This window comes from Bacteroides sp. RTP21281st1_H5_RTP21281_210402 (genome assembly GCF_040918965.1).
Taxonomy (GTDB): Bacteria; Bacteroidota; Bacteroidia; order Bacteroidales; family Bacteroidaceae; genus Bacteroides; species Bacteroides congonensis.
In genome coordinates this window covers 170,149-188,135 of the sequence record NZ_JBCOWR010000001.1, presented here as the reverse complement: position 1 = coordinate 188,135, position 17,987 = coordinate 170,149, and the positions used below count along the sequence as shown (strand labels likewise).

General features: G+C 48.3%; 8 protein-coding genes. All 8 read left to right on the top strand.

Annotated elements, in window-relative coordinates; genetic code table 11:
- Nucleotides 1-89: 89 nt before the first annotated feature.
- Nucleotides 90-1,730 carry a BNR-repeat neuraminidase N-terminal domain-containing protein gene (locus AB5443_RS00735; RefSeq protein WP_368113035.1) on the top strand — a complete coding sequence of 547 codons (1,641 nt, stop codon included), beginning with the start codon at nucleotides 90-92 and terminating at the stop codon, nucleotides 1,728-1,730.
- Between the two features lie 21 nt (nucleotides 1,731-1,751).
- Nucleotides 1,752-3,770 (top strand): family 20 glycosylhydrolase, encoded by a 2,019-nt coding sequence (locus tag AB5443_RS00730; RefSeq protein ID WP_368113034.1) that lies wholly within the window; start codon nucleotides 1,752-1,754, stop codon nucleotides 3,768-3,770.
- A gap of 143 nt (nucleotides 3,771-3,913) precedes the next feature.
- The gene (locus AB5443_RS00725; RefSeq protein ID WP_368113272.1) at nucleotides 3,914-4,621 is read left to right on the top strand and encodes an SGNH/GDSL hydrolase family protein; all 708 of its coding nucleotides are present in this window, start codon (nucleotides 3,914-3,916) and stop codon (nucleotides 4,619-4,621) included.
- A 128-nt stretch (nucleotides 4,622-4,749) separates the two neighbouring features.
- The gene (locus tag AB5443_RS00720; RefSeq protein ID WP_368113033.1) at nucleotides 4,750-7,902 is read left to right on the top strand and encodes a cyclically-permuted mutarotase family protein; all 3,153 of its coding nucleotides are present in this window, start codon (nucleotides 4,750-4,752) and stop codon (nucleotides 7,900-7,902) included.
- A gap of 100 nt (nucleotides 7,903-8,002) precedes the next feature.
- Nucleotides 8,003-10,615: a glycoside hydrolase family 2 protein gene (locus AB5443_RS00715; RefSeq protein ID WP_368113032.1), complete on the top strand. Its 2,613-nt coding sequence runs from the start codon at nucleotides 8,003-8,005 to the stop codon at nucleotides 10,613-10,615.
- 36 nt (nucleotides 10,616-10,651) lie between these two features.
- Nucleotides 10,652-12,976 carry a glycoside hydrolase family 20 protein gene (locus AB5443_RS00710; protein ID WP_307997256.1) on the top strand — a complete coding sequence of 775 codons (2,325 nt, stop codon included), beginning with the start codon at nucleotides 10,652-10,654 and terminating at the stop codon, nucleotides 12,974-12,976.
- On the top strand, nucleotides 12,976-15,048 hold the full coding sequence (locus AB5443_RS00705; RefSeq protein WP_368113031.1) for a family 20 glycosylhydrolase: 2,073 nt from the start codon (nucleotides 12,976-12,978) through the stop codon (nucleotides 15,046-15,048). The genes AB5443_RS00710 and AB5443_RS00705 overlap by 1 nt, the downstream gene beginning before the upstream one ends.
- Nucleotides 15,049-15,238: 190 nt before the next feature.
- Nucleotides 15,239-17,986: a SusC/RagA family TonB-linked outer membrane protein gene (locus AB5443_RS00700; RefSeq protein ID WP_368113030.1), complete on the top strand. Its 2,748-nt coding sequence runs from the start codon at nucleotides 15,239-15,241 to the stop codon at nucleotides 17,984-17,986.
- The last annotated feature ends 1 nt before the right edge of the window (nucleotide 17,987 follow it).

Sequence of the window (17,987 nt, the reverse complement as noted above, 5' to 3'; positions counted from 1 at the left end):
ATTAATATTCTTGTATATAATAAAATATTTAATTATTTGCGAGAGATATGATAAATTTATATCTTTGTGCCCAAACAATTAATAATACCATGAAAAGAAAACTACTTTTATTATCGTCTATCCTTTTTTTATGTGTCTGCGGAACCTTGCAGTCAGTTGCATCGGATACTGTATTTGTGCGTGAAACTCAGATTCCTGTTTTGATTGAACGACAAGACAATGTGTTGTTTATGTTGCGTATGAACGCAAAAGAGAGTCGTGCTTTGGATGAAGTGGTTTTAAATTTCGGCAAAGATGTGAATTTGTCAGACATAAAATCCGTCAAGTTATATTATAGTGGTACGGAAGCCCGTCAGAACTATGGCAAGAATCTTTTTGCTCCTGTGTCCTATGTTTCCAGTTATACGCCGGGAAAGACATTGGCGGCCAATCCTTCTTATTCGATTAATAAGTCGCAAGTGGACAATCCGAAACAGAAAGTTACCTTGAAAGCCAATCAGAAGCTTTTCCCCGGAATCAACTATTTTTGGATTAGTTTGCAGATGAAGCCGGATGCTTCTTTGCTGGATAAGGTTTCGGCTAAGATTGCTACTGTGAAAGTAGATGGTAAAGCCGCCCTTATGCATACGGTTTCACCGGAAAATATAGCTCATAGGGTAGGAGTAGGCGTGCGCCATGCCGGTGACGACGGCTCGGCTGCTTTCCGTATTCCGGGACTGGCAACTACCAACAAGGGAACTTTGCTGGGAGTATATGATGTACGTTACAATAGTAGTGTCGATTTGCAGGAGCATGTAGATGTTGGTCTGAGCCGCAGCATAGACGGTGGTAAAACATGGGAGAAAATGCGTTTGCCTCTGGCTTTCGGTGAGACCGGCGATTTACCTGCTGCTCAGAACGGTGTTGGTGACCCTTCTATTCTGGTGGATACCAAGACCAATACGGCATGGGTGGTAGCAGCCTGGACACATGGGATGGGTAATCAGCGTGCCTGGTGGAGCTCTTATCCGGGAATGGATATGAATCATACGGCCCAGTTGGTGCTGTCAAAGAGTACGGACGACGGTAAAACGTGGTCAAAGCCTATCAATATCACAGAACAGGTGAAAGACCCTTCCTGGTATTTTCTTCTGCAAGGGCCGGGACGTGGTATCACAATGCAGGACGGCACACTGGTATTCCCGATTCAGTTTATCGACTCTACCCGTGTTCCGAATGCGGGAATCATGTATAGCAAAGACCGTGGCGAAACATGGAAAATACATAACTACGCACGTACAAATACGACTGAAGCACAAGTGGCGGAAGTAGAGCCGGGCGTATTGATGCTGAACATGAGGGATAATCGTGGCGGCAGCCGTGCTGTTGCTACCACCAAGGATTTGGGCAAGACGTGGACAGAACACCCTTCTTCGCGCAAAGCATTGCAGGAGCCGGTATGTATGGCAAGCCTGATTAGCGTAAAAGCCAAAGACAATGCACTAAACAAGGATATTCTTTTATTCTCCAACCCGAATACGGTGAAAGGCCGCCATCATATCACCATCAAAGCAAGTCTGGATGGCGGTGTCACATGGTTGCCCGAACATCAGGTGATGCTCGATGAAGGTGAAGGATGGGGATATTCTTGTCTGACTATGATTGATAAGGAGACAGTCGGCATACTGTATGAGAGTAGTGTAGCCCACATGACTTTCCAGGCTGTCCCGTTAAAGGATATAATAAAATAGAGACACACTCGACCTGTAATCATGAAAAACAAATTAATACTATTCATATATTTTACAATTAACTTATACACACTTTCAGTGGCAAAAGCAGGTGATTACCACCTGCTCCCCCAGCCACAAAAGTTTACCCCCTCTCATATAAACTTTCAAGTGAATAAGGTGATGCTTTCCACTCCTGTGCTTCAACAGGAGTGGGAAGCCTTTATCGCAGAAATGGGTGGAATAGTCTCACCAAAGGCAACTGCCGTCATCGAGGTGAAACTACTGCCTTCTCTACCTGAAATACCGATGAACCGGGATGAGGCTTACCGCCTGAATGTAACCAGGAAACGGATAACCGTTGAGGCTGTGACCGAACGGGGCGTTTATTGGGCTATGCAGACTTTAAGGCAACTGGCAGAGAAAAAGAACTCAAAAACACAGATTCAAGGAGCTGAAATCATTGACTGGCCTGCTTTCCGTGTCCGCGGATTCATGCAGGACGTAGGGCGGAGTTACATTTCATTGGAAGAACTCAAACGTGAAATCGCCGTACTCGCAAAATTCAAAATCAACGTCTTCCACTGGCATCTGACCGAGAATCAGTCCTGGCGACTGGAAAGCAAGATTTTCCCGATGCTTAATGATAGCGCGAACACCACCCGCATGCCCGGTAAATATTACACGCTGGAAGAAGCCAAAGAACTGGTCGCTTTCTGTAAGGCGCATCACATGACGTTGATTCCAGAAATTGATATGCCCGGACACAGTGCAGCCTTTATACGCACCTTCCGTCACGACATGCAAAGTCCCGAAGGAATGAAAATCCTGAAACTTCTGCTGGACGAAGTGTGCGAAACGTTTGACGTGCCTTATTTGCATATCGGCACGGATGAAGTGCAGTTTACCAACCCCCGTTTCGTACCAGAAATGGTGTCCTATGTACGTTCCAAAGGCAAGAAAGTAATCTCATGGAATCCGGGCTGGCATTATAAACCCGGAGAAATTGATATGACCCAGCTCTGGAGCTACCGCGGGAAAGCGCAGGAAGGTATTCCCGCCATTGATTCACGTTTTCATTATCTGAACCATTTTGATACATTCGGTGATATTGTCGCATTGTACAACAGCCGTATATATAATAAGGAACAGGGAAGCGACGACCTGGCAGGAACGATTCTGGCTATCTGGAACGACAGGCTGATTGATTCCGAATGGGATATGATTATCGAAAATAATTTTTATCCCAATATGCTGGCTGTGGCAGAACGTGCCTGGAAAGGTGGCGGAACTGAATATTTTGACAAGAACGGCACAATACTTCCTACTGACGGACAGTCGGAGCTATTCAAGAATTTTGCTGATTTTGAACGTCGTCTGTTGTGGCATAAGGAACACACCTTTGCCGGTTATCCGTTTGCGTATGTCCGTCAGACAAATGTGAAATGGAATATTACGGACGCATTTCCGAATGGGGGAGATTTGACAAAGACTTTCCCGCCGGAAGAATCCTTGCAGGATAGTTACACTTATGAAGGAAAGACATACAATGTACGTCCCGCCATTGGTGCCGGCATTTACTTGCGCCATGTATGGGGTATGCTTGTTCCCGGATTCTATAAAGAACCGGAAGAGAACCATACAGCCTATGCTTACACCTATGTCTATTCACCGAAAGAACAGACAGCCGGCCTGTGGGTGGAATTCCAGAATTACAGCCGTTCGGAAGCCGACCTTCCCCCTTTACAGGGAAAATGGGATTATAAAGAAAGCCGCATTTGGATAAATGAACAGGAAGTGTTGCCGCCCGTATGGACAGCCACCCACCGGACTAAAAGTAATGAAATCACTTTGGGTAACGAGAACTGTGTAGTGCGTCCCCCTTTGGAAGTCCGTCTGCAAAAAGGATGGAATAAAGTATTTATGAAATTGCCGGTAGGAAAGTTCACTTCTCCCGAAGTCCGGTTGGTGAAATGGATGTTTACCGCTGTTTTTGTTACTCCTGACGGACAGAAAGCGTTAGAAGGACTTGTGTATTCACCGGACAAAACATTGAAATAGCCAATCATAGAGGGAAAGACTTTTATGGATATGCCATGAGCTAATAAGAATATGCTATAATGAAAAACAGATATGCTATAATGAAAAAGAAATATGCTATAATGAAAAACGGATATGCTATAATAAAAGACGGATGTACTATGATGCAAAACGGATATGTCAATGAGCCAATAAAAGGAATAGCCTGTAGGAAGTTCTTTTTTCTAGTGGTCATATTGTCTTTGGCATTAGTATGCCGTGCGCAAGAACGTAAATATTCTACATTTTATTATCAGCGTGCCACATTGTTTGAAGAGCTGCCCGTGACTTCTGATGACATTATTTTCTTGGGGAATAGTATTACGAACGGTGCCGAATGGTCGGAACTGTTTAATAATAAGCACGTCAAGAACCGCGGAATCAGCGGTGATATCTGTATGGGAGTGTATGACCGTCTGGATGCTGTCCTGAAAGGAAAACCTGCAAAAATATTTCTTCTGATTGGCATTAATGATGTGAGTCGTGGAACTCCTGCCGATACCATTGTGTCCCGTATCGGGATGATTGTCCGGAAGATAAAGACGGATTCACCGAAAACAAAGCTTTATCTGCAAAGCGTTCTCCCCGTGACCGACCATTATAATATGTTCAAGGGGCATACTTCCCGTTGGCAGGTTGTTCCGGAAATTAATAAAGGATTAGTCCGTCTGGCAGAGAAGGAAGGAGCGGCATATATAGACTTGTACTCCCATTTTGTAGATAAAGAAACCGGAAAAATGAACACTGCATACACGAATGACGGTCTGCATCTTTTAGGAAAAGGGTATTTGAAATGGGTAGAGATTGTAAAACCTTATATCGGAAAGAAATAAAAACCAAAGAAATAAATCAAAAGGAGCTCGATATAAATCATAGGCTGTGCTTCTTCTCCTTCTGGAAGGAGGGGAAGCCATGCGGAGATTGATTATATTGAATTGACGTTAAAAAGGGGAGGAAATACATGAAAAAGATTCTGATTCTATCTGTCTGTCTGTTTGTATGTTGGACTATTTCGTCCGCTCAGCAACAACGGATAAAAGTAGCCTGTGTAGGAAACAGTATCACCTACGGAACCGGATTATCCGACCGTTTGGTGCAGTCTTATCCCGTGCAGTTGCAAAAAATGTTAGGCAACCGTTATGAAGTCGGAAACTTCGGAAAGCCCGGCGCCACCCTGCTCAATCAAGGACACCGTCCCTATACCCGGCAGGAAGAATATCAGAAAGCATTGGATTTTGCAGGAGACATTGTTGTCATTCATTTGGGAATCAATGATACCGACCCTCGCAACTGGCCCAATTACCGTGACTTTTTTGTGAAAGATTATCTGAACCTGATTGATACCTTCCGCAAAGCCAATCCCGGCGCACGGATTATCATAGCGCGAATGACCCCGATTGCCGACCGGCATCCGCGTTTCCAGTCGGGCACCCGTGACTGGCACGGCGAGATACAGACAGCTATCGAAACAGTAGCGCGTTATGCCGGTGTGCAGTTAATAGACTTTCACGAACCGCTCTATCCATATCCTTTCTTGCTGCCGGATGCCGTTCATCCTACTGCCGAAGGGGCAGCCATCATGGCAAAAACTGTTTATTCGGCTATCACCGGAGATTATGGCGGCTTGAAATTATCCCCGCTTTATACGGATAATATGGTTCTCCAACGTGATACCCCTTTACTGATACAGGGAACAGCCAATGCAGGAGAGCAAGTAACAGTCAGCATAGACCGTCAGCAGTGGATTACAAAAACTGCACTGGACGGGAAATGGTCGGTGAGATTATCACCGTTGAAAGCAGGCGGCCCTTATACGTTGGCAGTCTCCACTCAAAAAAGAATCTTGAAGTACACCAACGTCCTGGCAGGAGAAGTCTGGCTATGCTCCGGACAGTCGAATATGGAATTTATGTTGAGCCAAACCACTACCGGAAAGAAAGACATTCCTCAAGCTGCCGACGAACAGTTGCGCTTGTATGACATGAAAGCCCGTTGGCGTACGGACGCGGTGCAATGGGACGCTTCCGTCCTCGACTCCCTGAATCATCTTCAGTATTATAAAGACACGGAATGGCAAACCTGTACTCCCGACAATGCCGCCCGTTTCTCGGCGGTAGCATCTTATTTCGGCCGGATGTTGCGGGATAGCTTGAAAGTTCCGGTAGGGCTGATATGCAATGCAATCGGCGGTTCGCCTACTGAATCATGGATAGACCGGAATACGTTGGAATATCACTTCCCGGCTATATTGAAAGACTGGACACACAATGATTTTATACAAGACTGGGTACGCGGACGTGCTGCATTAAACATCAAACAGTCGAAAGAGAAATACCAACGCCACCCTTACGAACCTTGTTATTTGTATGAGTCGGGGATTCGTCCGTTGGCGCAATATCCGGTCAAAGGTGTGATTTGGTATCAGGGAGAATCGAACGCCCATAATTACGAAGCCCACGAGAAACTCTTCAAACTCTTGATAAGCAGTTGGCGTAAGAACTGGGAGAATGAGGAACTGCCGTTCTACTACGTTCAGCTCTCCAGTATAGCCCGTCCTTCCTGGCCGTGGTTCCGTGACAGCCAGCGCAGGATGATGAACGAAATACCGAATACAGGTATGGCGGTGTCGAGTGATAATGGCGACTCATTAGACGTACACCCTAGAAATAAGAAACCGATTGGCGAACGTCTCGCCCGTTGGGCCTTGAATAAAACGTATGGCATGAGCCATATACTGCCATCCGGCCCGTTATTTCAGCAAGCCGATTTTCGTGAAAATGCCGTATATGTGACTTTCAATTACGGCAAAGGCTTAAAGAGTGCGGACGGTCGTCCTTTGCGTACGTTTGAGGTCGCCGAGACGGACGGTATTTATTATCCTGCCGTTGCCGAGATAATAGACGGTCAGATAAAAGTATATAGCGAACAAGTAAAGCATCCGCGATATGTCCGCTACGGTTGGCAGCCTTTCACACGCGCAAATCTGGTGAATGAAGCAGGCCTGCCGGCTTCGACCTTCCGTGCGGAAGCATCCGAGCGGTTCATTACGGATATTCACTTGCAGAAAATGGAAGGATTCCCCCAATCGGAGAAAGGCTTCAAACTTGGCGTTTCCGCCTGCTACTCAGGAATCCTGAGCGGTAACCTGCTGATGGCGGGTGGTTGTAATTTTCCCGGTGTTCCTGCCAGCGATGGCGGAAAGAAGAAATTCTATCGGGGGATTTATGCGGCAACGATAAATACCGATACGGTACTTGCCTGGCGTAAGGTGGGAGAGTTGCCTGTCGCTTCCGCTTACGGAGTTTCCGTGTCTTGTCCGGATGGTATCATCTGCATAGGGGGAACCGATGGAAAAGATGCGCTGACGTCTGTCTATAAAATCAGTTGGGGGAGAAATCCGAAGGCGGCAAAACAAGGGAAAGTCGTAATAGAAACTCTTCCTGCTTTGCCTTATGCGTTGGATAATATGTGCGGCACGTTGATAGGCGGGCAACTGTTCGTTGCAGGTGGTAACAGAAACGGCAAACCTTCCAACTCATTCCTTTGCCTCGACTTGGACAGGCTTGAGACTGGTTGGCAGGAGTTACCGGATTTTCCCGGAGATGCACGGACGCAAGCTGTCTGTGCCGGACAGCTTAAAGACGGTGAAGCCCGTATCTTCCTATGGGGCGGATTCGCCGCTTCTACTGATGACAAACCGGCAACACTTTCCACCAACGGTTATTGCTACTCGTCCCTGTCCCGCCAATGGATTCCCATAGCCACCCCGACAGGAAATGACGGTGAAACCATCTCCTTAGGTGGCGGAACTGCTATCGCCATCAATGAAAACCTGATTCTCTGTACAGGCGGGGTGAATAAAGATATCTTCCTTGCGGCTCTCCGACACCCCCAGAAGGACTATCTTCTCCATCCTGCCGAATGGTACAAATTCAATGACCGGATATTAATATATGACATCAGCCAAAACACATGGCAGGAAGTAGCCCGTACCCCGCAAACAGCCCGTGCCGGAGCAGCATTGGTGGGATGGGATAAGACTTATTACAACATAAACGGAGAATTGAAGCCGGGTATCCGCACACCCGAAATAATCAGGATAACAGTGGAATAATAAAAACAATGCCGCTTGTAATCTATATTTTGTTAAATTATCAGGGAAAATTGATGGAAAAATAATATCTTTGACACCGTTAATATCTAATGCCCCCACTATGATGATTAATTTAACCGGAAAAAAAGCTCAGATAGCGTGTGGATTACTCTGCTGTTGCAGCATGGCCTATGCCCAGAGCAATGACAATTCAGAAGTTCTAACTTTGCACACAGGCTGGGAGTTTTCCCAAGTGGGGACAGAGGTATGGCGCACAGCCGTAGTCCCCGGCACGGTACATCAAGACCTTATCCATCACAACCTCATTCCCAATCCCTTCTACGGTACCAACGAACAGAAAATCCAATGGGTCGAAAATGAAGACTGGGAATACAGGACGGCTTTTACAATCACCGCCGACCAACTGAAACGTGATGACGCCCAACTCACCTTTGAAGGGCTCGATACCTACGCCGATGTCTACCTCAACGGAGCATTGCTGTTAAAAGCCGACAATATGTTCGTCGGCTACACAATCCCCGTCAAACAATATCTTCGTTCCGGAGAAAATCTCCTTCACATATATTTTCATTCGCCCATTCGGCAGACATTGCCCCAATACGCTTCCAACGGATTCAACTATCCCGCCGACAACGACCATCACGAGAAACACCTGAGTGTATTCTCCCGCAAAGCCCCTTACAGCTACGGCTGGGACTGGGGTATCCGCATGGTGACCAGCGGCATCTGGCGTCCGGTAACCATCCGCTTCTACGATGCCGCTTCCATCAGCGACTACCATGTGAAGCAACTATCACTGACTGACCAGGTAGCCAAGCTGTCCAACGAACTGGAAATAAACAACATACTTCCCCATCCGCTTCAAGCAGAAATAAAAATAAAAACCTCGCTCGAAGGGGAACAGGAATCCGCCATCACCCAAAACGTCACCCTGCAACCCGGAATCAACCACATCTGTATCCCTACGGAAGTTGTCTCACCGGTACGCTGGATGCCGAATGGCTGGGGAGCGCCGACCTTATACGAATTCTCCGCCCAAGTTATCGCTCAAGGCAACATCGTAGCTGAACAATCCCACAGAATCGGACTCCGCACCGTCCGCCTGGTGAACGAAAAGGACGCGGATGGAGAATCCTTCTATTTTGAAGTGAACGGTATCCCGATGTTTGCCAAGGGAGCCAACTACATACCTCAGGACGCTCTACTGACGAATGTGACTACCGAACGCTATCAGACATTGTTCCGCGACATTAAGGAAGCGAACATGAACGTCATCCGCGTATGGGGTGGCGGAACCTATGAAGACGACCGTTTCTACAATCTGGCAGACGAGAACGGAATACTGGTATGGCAGGACTTTATGTTTGCCTGCACCCCTTATCCGTCCGACCCCACCTTCTTGAAAAGGGTAGAGGAGGAAGCCTGCTACAACATCCGCCGTCTCCGCAACCACCCTTCGCTAGCCATGTGGTGCGGAAACAACGAAATACTCGAAGCCTTGAAATACTGGGGATATCAAAAGAAATATACCCCGGAAATCTATCAGGAAATGATGACCGGCTACGACAAACTCTTCCGCGAGTTACTTCCCGCCAAAGTGAAGGAACTCGACGCAGACCGCTTCTACATCCACAGTTCCCCCTATCTTGCCAACTGGGGACGTCCCGAATCATGGGGAATAGGGGATAGCCACAATTGGGGCGTCTGGTACGGAAAGAAAACTTTTGAATCATTGGATGCCGATTTGCCGCGTTTTATGAGCGAATTCGGTTTCCAGTCTTTCCCCGAAATGAAAACCATTGCCACATTCGCATCTCCAGAAGATTATCAAATCGAATCGGAAGTGATGAACGCCCATCAAAAGAGCAGCATCGGCAATGACTTGATTCGTACTTATATGGAACGCGATTATATCGTACCCGAGAAATTCGAGGACTTCGTATATGTCGGACTTGTATTGCAGGGACATGGAATGCGCCACGGCCTGGAAGCGCACCGTCGCAACCGTCCCTATTGTATGGGTACATTATACTGGCAATTGAACGACAGTTGGCCGGTAGTGTCATGGTCGGGTATCGACTACTACGGTAATTGGAAAGCCCTGCATTATCAGGCAAAGCGTGCATTTGCCCCCGTTCATATCAATCCTTTGCTGGAAGGTGACAACTTGTGTGTTTACTTGCTTTCCGACCATCTTGACACCCGGGAGAAACTGACGTTGGAAATGAAACTGACGAACTTTGCGGGAAAGAAAGCCGGAAAAACGGTTGTCCTTCCTTCTTTGTCTCTTCCTGCCAACACTTCCCAATGTGTATACCGCACTCCGCTCACCACTTTGTTCTTTCCGGCAAAGCGCCCGCTTACGGACGACCTGCGCAGTAGCTTCATGCAACTGACCTTGAAAGACAAATCCGGTCATACAGTAGCCGAAACAGTCTACTTCTTTGAAAAGACCAAAGACCTGCTCCTGCCCGAGACGACCATCACCTATAAGATGAAGCAGACAGACGGCAAATGCGAACTGACACTTCTTTCTCCTGCCCTGGCAAAAGACGTCTTTATCGAAATACCTTTGCAGGGCGCCCGTTTCAGCGACAACTTCTTCGACCTTTTGCCCGGAGAGCGTAAAACGGTCATCATCACTTCTCCCGACATCAAGAAAGGAGAAGAATTGCCTTTGGGACTCAAACATATTCGTGAAACCTATAATTAAATATCTATTAGTAACTTAACACTTAATTTTTAGTTTATGAAACAATTCTTAAAACTAACCGGATGCCTGGCAGTGGCGGGACTTTTTGCTTCGTGCCAATCCGCGCAACAGGAAGCTGATTACCAAATCATTCCTTTGCCGCAGGAAATCGTTACAGCTCAGGGAAGTCCCTTCATCCTGAAGAGCGGAGTGAAAATCCTTTATCCGGAAGGTAACGAAAAGATGCAACGCAACGCAAAATTTCTTGCCGACTACTTGAAAACAGCTACCGGAAAAGACTTTGCCATCGAAGCCGGAACAGAAGGTAAGAACGCCATTGTGCTGGCATTGGGAGCGGAAGCCGAAAATCCCGAGTCCTACCAGTTGAAAGTAGCGGGTGACGGAATCACTATCACCGGCCCGACGGAAGCCGGAGTATTCTATGGAATCCAGTCTTTGCGCAAATCCTTGCCCGTTGCAGTGGGTGCGGATATCGCATTGCCGGCAGTAGAGATAAAGGATGCTCCCCGTTTCTCTTATCGTGGCGCGCACTTCGACACTAGCCGCCATTTCTTTACCGTAGACGAAGTGAAGACCTATATCGACATGATGGCTTTGCACAATATGAACCGTTTCCACTGGCATATTACTGAAGACCAGGGCTGGCGTCTGGAAATCAAGAAATACCCGAAACTGACGGAAATCGGTTCCAAGAGAACGGAGACAGTCATCGGACGCAACTCCGGCGAATATGACGGCAAACCTTACGGCGGTTTCTACACTCAGGAACAGGCGAAAGACATAGTAGCTTATGCTGCTGAACGTTATATCACGGTTATCCCCGAAATCGACCTGCCGGGACATATGCAGGCTGCTCTTGCCGCTTATCCGGAACTCGGATGTACAGGTGGCCCGTACGAAGTATGGAGACAATGGGGTGTATCCGAAGACGTGCTCTGTGCCGGAAACGACCAGGTATTGAAATTCCTCGAAGACGTATATGCCGAACTGATTGAAATCTTCCCGTCGGAATATATCCATGTAGGTGGTGACGAATGTCCGAAAGTACGTTGGGAGAAATGTCCGAAATGCCAGGCACGTATCAAGGCGCTGGGATTGAAATCGGATGATAAGCATAGCAAGGAAGAACGTTTGCAGAGCTTCGTTATCAACCATATCGAAAAATTCCTCAACGACCACGGACGTCAGATTATCGGTTGGGATGAAATCCTCGAAGGCGGGCTTGCACCGAACGCGACTGTCATGTCATGGCGTGGTGAAAAGGGCGGTATCGAAGCAGCCAAGCAGAAACATGATGTTATCATGACACCGAACACTTACTTGTATTTCGACTACTACCAGACAAAAGACACGGAGAACGAACCTCTCGGTATTGGCGGTTACCTGCCTCTTGAAAGAGTGTACAGCTACGAGCCGATGCCGGCTTCCCTCACTCCCGAAGAACAGAAATATATCAAAGGCGTGCAGGCTAACCTCTGGACTGAATACATTCCTACATTCTCTCATGCCCAGTATATGGTATTGCCCCGTTGGGCTGCCTTGTCCGAAATCCAGTGGTCGGCTCCCGACAAGAAGAATTATGAAGACTTCCTGTCCCGTCTGCCGCGCCTGATTAAGTGGTACGATGCCGAAGGATACAATTACGCAAAACACGTATTCAACGTAACTGCCGAATACACTCCGAACCCGGCAGACGGTACGCTGGATATCACCTTGTCAACCATTGACGGTGCGCCTATCCATTACACACTTGACGGCACGGAACCTACCGCTGCTTCTCCGCTTTATGAAAGCCCGCTGAAAATCAAGGAAAACGTAACTTTCTCTGCCATTGCTGTCCGTCCTACCGGAAACAGCCGTGTGGTTTCTGAAAAGGTTAATTTCAGCAAGTCCAGCATGAAGCCGATTGTAGCCAACCAACCTGTCAATAAGCAATACATGTTCAAGGGTGAATCTACACTGGTAGACGGCTTGAAAGGAAACGGCAACTACAAGACCGGACGTTGGATTGCATTCTACAAGAACGATATGGATATGACTATCGACCTTCAGCAGCCCACCGAGATTTCGAGCGTTGCTATTTCTACTTGCGTGGAGAAGGGCGACTGGGTGTTTGACGCGAGAGGACTTTCCGTAGAAGTTTCAGACGATGGCAAGAACTTTACCAAAGTCGCTTCCGAGGAATATCCTGCTATGAAAGAAAGCGATAAGAATGGTATCTACGAACATAAACTGTCATTCAGCCCGGTGAAAACTCAATACGTGAAAGTGGTTGCCCTGTCTGAAAGTAAAATACCGGCATGGCATGGTGGCAAAGATAGTCCGGCATTCTTGTTTGTAGACGAAATCACGATAGATTAATGAATATAAGAAAGAGATACGCTAAAGTTTGTCTTTTCTTATGGGTATTGGGAATGTGCTTGACCGCACATTCCCTCAAAGCACAGTCCGTCATTCCTGTCCCGTTGAAAATGGAGCAGGGGACGGGCTCTTTTTTACTCTCGGAGAAAACAAAACTTTATACAAATTTACAAGGTGGAGAAGCGCAGCTTCTTGAGAATTGTCTGCAAGCATTGCCGGTTCATCTCAAGAAAGGGAAAAAGAAAGATACGCAGAATGTACTTTCTCTATTGATAACGGAAAAGAGCGGACAGTTGCCTACTCCTGAAAGTTATACGCTGTCCGTCACACCGTCCCGAGTCCTGATACAGGCAACTTCGGGAGCCGGACTGTTTTACGGGATTCAGACACTCCTGCAATTGTCGGCGGCTTCGGGTGAAAGTATTACTGTTCCTGCCGTTGAAGTGCAGGATACCCCCCGTTTCGCCTATCGCGGATTGATGTTGGACGTGTCCCGCCATTTCCTCTCCAAAGACTTTGTGAAAAAGCAGATAGACGCACTGGCATACTATAAAATCAACCGCCTGCACCTGCACCTTACGGACGCGGCAGGTTGGCGCATTGAAATCAAGAAATACCCCCGGCTGACAGATTTTGCCGCCTGGCGTACCGATGCCAACTGGAAGAAATGGTGGAACGGCGACCGCAAATACGTCCGTTTCGACGAACCCGGAGCTTCCGGCGGTTTCTATACCCAGGATGATATCCGTGAAATCGTGGAATATGCCCGTCAGCATTTTATTACGGTTATTCCGGAGATTGAAATGCCTGCCCACTCGGAAGAAGTATTGGCAGCCTATCCGCAACTTTCCTGTACGGGCGAACCATATAAGAACGCGGATTTCTGTGTCGGAAACGAAGAGACATTCACCTTCCTCGAAAATGTACTGACCGAAGTAATGGAGCTTTTCCCGTCGGAATATATCCACGTCGGCGGTGACGAAGCCGGTATGGCAGCATGGAAAACCTGCCCGAAATGCCAAAAGAGAATGAAGGACGAGCACCTCTCTCACGTAGACGAACTGCAAAGCTACTTGATTCACCGGATAGAAAAGTTTCTGAACGCCCGTGGCCGTCGTCTGCTCGGTTGGGACGAGATATTGAAAGGCGGTCTGGCTCCTAATGCGACAGTCATGTCATGGCGTGGGGAAGAGGGTGGCATCGCTGCCGTCACTTCCGGTCATCAGGCCATTATGACCCCCGGCGCATTCTGCTATCTGGACAGTTATCAGGACGCCCCGTATTCTCAGCCGGAAGCTATTGGCGGATACCTGCCCTTGAAGAAAGTCTACTCCTACAATCCCGTTGCCAAATCATTGTCGGCAGAACAGGCGGAACTGGTGTATGGCGTGCAGGCTAACCTGTGGGCTGAATATATCCCGACTCCGGAACACATGGAATATATGATGTATCCTCGTGCATTGGCGTTGGCGGAAATAGCCTGGTCGGTTCCCGAACGCAAGTCGTGGACAGACTTCCATGCCCGTGCCTTGAAAGCGGTGACGGACTTGCAGTCAAAAGGTTACCACACTTTCGATTTGAAAAACGAGATAGGCAGCCGTCCCGAATCCACCCGTCCCGTCGACCACCTTGCTTTAGGCAAAAAGGTGATTTACAACTCTCCGTACAGCTCTCATTATACCGCCGGTGGAAACACCGCCCTGACGGACGGCATACGTGGAGACTGGACATATGGTGACGGCCGCTGGCAGGGCTTTATCAACGGCGACCGTCTGGACGTGACGGTTGACCTCGAAGCCGCGACTACCATCCACTCCGTTACAGCAGCTTTCATGCAGGTGGTGGGAGCGGAAGTATTCCTTCCCGCATCTGTCACCATTTCTGTCTCCGATGACGGAATCAACTTCACGGAACTGAAACATCAGACCTTTGAAGTAACCAAAGAAGTCCCCATTAAATTTACGGACATTTCTTGGGAAGGAAACGCACAAGGAAGATATGTGCGCTATCAGGCAAAGGCCGGAAAAGAGTTCGGCGGATGGATATTTACTGACGAGATAATTGTGAAATAGATATTCGGACACGGATTAAAAAAAAGAGGGAATCTACTCAACCAGATTCTCTCTTTTTTTGTTATATTTATATCAGAAGTCTGCTTTAAAAACGAAAGTATCTCAAATTCCTTCCGGAAGGAAGAGATTTGAATAGAATCAACAGCTTGGAGTAGACACTATTGTAACATTACCTTAAAAACTAATTATTATGGTACGACGACACGGTAAACTAATTTTTCTCAGTCTTCTTCTGATAACCTCTTGTGGCAGCCTGTTTGCGCAGAAGATTCCCCTGACAGTTCCCATAGATTCCTTAATCACGGTAGGATATGCCACCGGAAGTCTGAAAACTATCTCCGGCTCCGTAGAGAAAATCACGGAAAGGCAGATGAACAAAGACCAGATAACGAATCCTTTGGAAGCCATTCGCGGTCGTGTCCCCGGTCTTACCATTCAGCGGGGAAGTAACGGCCCTGCCGCCCTCGATGCTGTCCGTCTCCGGGGAACCACCTCTCTGACCAGTGGCAACGACCCGCTGATTATCGTTGACGGAGTATTCGGCGACCTTAGTATGCTGACCTCTATTTACCCCACCGACATCGAGAGCTTCACCATTCTGAAAGACGCTTCCGAAACCGCCCAATACGGTTCACGCGGTGCGTCCGGTGTGATAGAAGTCACCACGAAAAAAGGAAGGCAAGGCCGGACGCAAGTCGCCTACAATGGCAGCTTCGGCATCTCCACCGTCTACAAAAACCTGAAAATGCTCTCCGGCAACGAATTCCGCCAGGTAGCTTCAGAACGTGGCATCTCCATCCTCGACAAAGGAAACAACACCAACTTCCAGAAAGAAATAGAACAAACCGGCTTACAGCAGAATCACCACATTGCCTTCTACGGCGGTTCTAGTGAATCCAACTACCGTGTCTCCCTCGGTTTCATGGATCGTCAGGGAGTCATACTGAACGAGGACATGAAGAACTTCACCTCCAACATGAACATGAACCAAAAGATGTTCGACGGTTTTCTGGACTGCGAACTGGGAATGTTCGGTTCTATCCTCAAGAACCATAACCTCGTAGATTATCAGAAAACATTCTACTCCGCCGCCACCTTCAACCCCACATACCCCAACCACAAAGACCCCGTCACCAACTCTTGGGACGGCATCACCACCGCCAGCCAAATCACCAATCCGCTGGCATGGATGGAAGTGCAGGACGACGATGCCACCTCACATATCAGCACCCACGCCCGACTGACATTCAACCTGATGAAAGAACTGAAACTCACACTGTTCGGTGCCTATACCTACAACATCGTCGAAAACTCCCAATACCTCCCCACGTCCGTATGGGCAAACGGCCAAGCCTACAAAGGAACGAAAAAACGTGAATCCCTGCTAGGCAACATGATGCTGACCTACAAGAAGAACTGGAGAAAACACTTCTTCGACGCACTCGCCCTTGCCGAAGTCCAGAAAGAAACTTACACCGGATACTACACCACAGTGACCAACTTCAGCACCGACAAATTCGGCTACAACAACCTGCAAGCAGGAGCGCTCCGCCTGTGGGAAGGCACGAACTCCTACTACGAGCAGCCCCGCCTTGCATCCTTCATGGGACGCTTCAACTACACCTACGCCGACCGCTACATCTTGACTTTGAACGCCCGCACGGACGCATCCTCAAAATTCGGCTTTAATCATAAATGGGGATTTTTCCCTTCCGCATCCGCCGCCTGGGTAATCAGTGAAGAGAAATTCATGAAACAACTCCCGATGGTCGATAACCTGAAATTTCGTATCGGCTACGGTCTGGCAGGCAACCAAAGCGGAATCGACTCCTACACAACCCTGAACCTCGTCAAACCGAACGGCGTTGTCCCCGTAGGAAACTCCGCCATCGTCTCCCTGGGCGACTTGCGGAATACCAACCCCGACCTGAAATGGGAAGTAAAACATACCTTCAATACCGGTATCGACGTCGCCCTGTTCGGTAACCGTCTGCTGCTCTCCGCCAACTATTACAACTCCCGCACCACCGATATGCTCTACCTCTACAATGTCAGCGTACCGCCATTCACCTACAACACCCTGTTGGCCAACATCGGCTCCATGCGCAACTGGGGTACTGAAATCGCCATCGGCATCACCCCTCTGAAAACGCCGGACATGGAACTAAACATCAACGCCAACATCACTTTCCAACGCAACAAACTGCTCTCCCTGAGCGGTATGTACAACGGTGAAATGATTTCCGCCCCCGAATACAAAAGCCTTGCCAGTCTTGACGGCGCCGGCTTCCACGGCGGATACAACCACATCGTCTACCAAATGGTAGGGCAACCCTTAGGTGTCTTCTACCTTCCCCACAGCACCGGACTGGAATCCGACGGCAACGGCGGATACACCTATGGCATCGCCGACCTGAACGGCGGCGGTGTCAGCCTCGAAGACGGTGAAGACCGCTACGTGGCAGGACAGGCCGTCCCCAAAACGATACTGGGCTCCAATATCAGCTTCCGCTACAAACGCTTCGACCTCTCCGTCCAAATCAACGGAGCTTTCGGGCATAAAATCTACAATGGAACTTCCTTGACGTATATGAATATGAACATCTTCCCCGACTATAATGTCATGAAAGCAGCTCCGAAGCAGAACATCAAAGACCAGACCGCCACCGACTACTGGCTGGAAAAGGGGGATTACGTCAACTTCGACTACGTCACCTTGGGTTGGAACGTCCCCATAGAGAAAGTGCAGAAACTCAAAAAGTATGTCCGTTCCCTGCGTCTGGCATTCACCGTCAACAACCTGGCGACTATCTCCGGTTATTCGGGACTCTCTCCGATGATTAACAGTTCCACCGTCAACTCAACCTTGGGCGTGGACGACAAACGCGGCTACCCGTTAGCCCGCACCTACATACTAGGATTAAGTATCAACTTCTAAA

Coding starts and splice junctions, on each gene's coding strand:
- AB5443_RS00705 (WP_368113031.1), top strand. CDS start 12,976: ATGAATATAAGAAAGAGATACGCTAAAGTTTGTCTTTTCTTATGGGTA.
- AB5443_RS00715 (WP_368113032.1), top strand. CDS start 8,003: ATGATGATTAATTTAACCGGAAAAAAAGCTCAGATAGCGTGTGGATTA.
- AB5443_RS00720 (WP_368113033.1), top strand. CDS start 4,750: ATGAAAAAGATTCTGATTCTATCTGTCTGTCTGTTTGTATGTTGGACT.
- AB5443_RS00725 (WP_368113272.1), top strand. CDS start 3,914: ATGCAAAACGGATATGTCAATGAGCCAATAAAAGGAATAGCCTGTAGG.
- AB5443_RS00735 (WP_368113035.1), top strand. CDS start 90: ATGAAAAGAAAACTACTTTTATTATCGTCTATCCTTTTTTTATGTGTC.
- AB5443_RS00730 (WP_368113034.1), top strand. CDS start 1,752: ATGAAAAACAAATTAATACTATTCATATATTTTACAATTAACTTATAC.
- AB5443_RS00700 (WP_368113030.1), top strand. CDS start 15,239: ATGGTACGACGACACGGTAAACTAATTTTTCTCAGTCTTCTTCTGATA.
- AB5443_RS00710 (WP_307997256.1), top strand. CDS start 10,652: ATGAAACAATTCTTAAAACTAACCGGATGCCTGGCAGTGGCGGGACTT.